This is a genomic window from Staphylococcus sp. GDY8P120P, from assembly GCF_017892065.1.
GTDB classification, from domain to species: Bacteria; Bacillota; Bacilli; order Staphylococcales; family Staphylococcaceae; genus Staphylococcus; species Staphylococcus nepalensis.
Map to the genome: position 1 here is coordinate 1 of NZ_JAESKI010000004.1, position 2554 is coordinate 2554.

Annotated in this window: 2 protein-coding genes and 1 pseudogene; 1 reads left to right on the forward strand and 2 read right to left on the reverse strand. The window is 30.3% G+C overall.

What is annotated here, in order from left to right; genetic code table 11:
• Positions 1 to 129 precede the first annotated feature (129 nt).
• Complete coding sequence (gene lnu(A), locus KA900_RS04600; protein WP_011645010.1) at positions 130 to 615, reverse strand: lincosamide nucleotidyltransferase Lnu(A); 486 nt, start codon at positions 613 to 615, stop codon at positions 130 to 132.
• 217 nt (positions 616 to 832) lie between these two features.
• On the opposite strand from lnu(A), the gene KA900_RS04605 reads away from it, so the two are divergent.
• Positions 833 to 1837: a protein rep gene (locus tag KA900_RS04605; RefSeq protein ID WP_210139334.1), complete on the forward strand. Its 1005-nt coding sequence runs from the start codon at positions 833 to 835 to the stop codon at positions 1835 to 1837.
• A gap of 645 nt (positions 1838 to 2482) precedes the next feature.
• On the opposite strand, the pseudogene KA900_RS04610 reads toward KA900_RS04605, so the two are convergent.
• A pseudogene (locus KA900_RS04610) lies at positions 2483 to 2554 on the reverse strand (lincosamide nucleotidyltransferase Lnu(A)); the annotation flags it as partial.

Consider the following 2554-nt stretch of genomic DNA (forward strand, 5'->3'; position numbering starts at 1 on the left):
ACTAACCCTTAACTAAACTTGCAGACGAATGTCGGCATAGCGTGAGCTATTAAGCCGACGATTCGACAAGTTTTGGGATTGTTAAGGGTTCCGAGTCTCAACGTCAATAAAGCAATTGGAATAAAGCAATTATGTTATTGATTTTAAATTTTTTATATCAAAATGGTCTGTTTCTGTTAAATCATAACCAGAATGAAAAAGAAGTTGAGCTTCTTTTGAAATACATGGTATTTTTCGATCTTTGTAATTAGTTTCTGAAAACCAGTCATTTTGGAAAACATAATTACCACCTTCTGGGTTTGCTTGGGTAATTGATCCATCATCATTTAGATTTATAGGATGAATATCTAAATACCCATATTCTTCATGCTTAAGTTCCATACGTGAAGGCATCCAATCAACTTCTATTTTGTATCCTATATCTTCTAATTTTTGTATAACTTTTTGAGTGTGTTGAGCGTCAAAATCTATATCTATATCTCTGTGTTCTCTTTGTTGTTTTCCAGTTAATACATCTACCCCCCAGCCACCATCTAACCAATAAGTTACTTTCATGTGTTCAAATAAATCTAAAATATAAAATAATTCTTTTTCTGTTACATTATTATTTTTCATTTTATCCCTCCTAACTTGGGAATTTGAAACGAGTTGAAAACGAGTTTCTTCTTGTCTTGATACTATATAGAAATAACTCAAAGATATAAAAAGTCATTTGAATGTTGATATAACAGTATTTTTGGTTGTTTTTGTTGTTGAAAGAAAATTTGACATGAAAAAACCCCAGTTATATGATTAAGGTGTCGAATCAAAATCAAAACTGGAGGCTTTTTATATGCAATATAATACTACTAGATATGTAGACGAAAATCAAGATAATGAAACATTAAAAGATATGACGAAAAGTGGGAAACAACGCCCATGGAGAGAGAAGAAAATTGATAATGTAAGTTATGCAGATATACTAGAAATTTTAAAAATAAAAAAGGCTTTTAACGTAAAACAATGTGGTAACGTCTTAGAGTTCAAGCCAACTGATGAAGGTTATTTGAAATTACATAAAACATGGTTTTGTAAATCAAAATTATGCCCAGTTTGTAATTGGAGGCGTGCTATGAAAAATAGTTATCAAGCTCAAAAAGTGATTGAAGAAGTGGTTAAAGAAAAGCCAAAAGCACGTTGGTTATTTCTTACGCTATCAGCACGAAATGCAATAGACGGTGAACATTTAGAACAAAGTTTAAAGCATATGTCTAAGGCTTTTAATAAATTAAAAATGTATACAAAAGTTAAAAAGAATTTAATCGGATTTTTACGTTCAACCGAAGTAACGGTTAATAAAAATGACGGTAGTTATAATCAACATATGCACTTTTTATTGTGTGTTGAAAATAGCTATTTTAAGAATAAAGCTAATTATATAACTCAAGAAGAATGGGTTACTTTATGGCAAAAAGCATTACAAGTAAATTATCGACCAGTAGCAAATATTAAAGCGATCAAACCAAATCAAAAAGGCGATAAAGATATTCGAGCAGCTATCAAAGAAACCTCGAAATATTCGGTTAAGTCATCTGATTTTTTAACTGATGATGATGAAAAAAATCAAGAAATTGTAAATGATTTAGAAAAAGGTTTATATCGAAAACGTATGTTGAGTTATGGTGGTTTGCTTAAACAAAAACATAAAATTTTAAATTTAGATGATGCCGAAGATGGCAATTTAATTAATACAAGTGACGAAGATAAAACAACAGACGAAGAAGAAAAAGCACATTCAATTACTGCAATTTGGAATTTTGAAAAACAAAATTATTACTTAAAAGATTTGAAACGTTAGCTAAAAAGCTAGCGTTTTTTTATGTTTTTTGCCCCTGCGGGAACTATAGGATTAACCAGCATGGTTACCCAGTTTTTACGCGAAAAATAATTTTGTGCGTAAATGGGCAGTGTCTGAATTTTTTTGCCAGTACATGCCAAATTTTTAATTTGCATGTAACTGGGCAGTGTCTAAAAAATAGTCACTGGTTTTGCTCAAATTTTTGTTTGTGGAATTAGAATATATTTATTTGGCTCATATTTGCGTTTTAAAAGCTTGTGTAGGTTTTTAGGTATAAAACTATATGATTTACCCTTAAATCTTTAAAATGCCCCCTTAGAATTCAAAATAAAGGTATTTAAAATTTGGTATCTTTGAAAATTTAAAAATAAAAAATGCTATTACAAATTAGTGCTGGTGACACTGAATGTTGTAATAGCATTTATGCAAATAGTCGATAAGCTATTTAATCTATTTTTCTAAGATATATTATAGCAAGAACACGCATTTATGCCGAGAAAATTTATTGATGTTGAGAAGAACCCTTAACTAAACTTGCAGACGAATGTCGGCATAGCGTGAGCTATTAAGCCGACCATTCGACAAGTTTTGGGATTGTTAAGGGTTCCGAGGCTCAACGTCAATAAAGCAATTGGAATAAAGCAATTATGTGATTGATTTTAAATATTTTATAACAAAATGGTCTGATTCTGTTAAATCATAACCAGAATGAAAAAG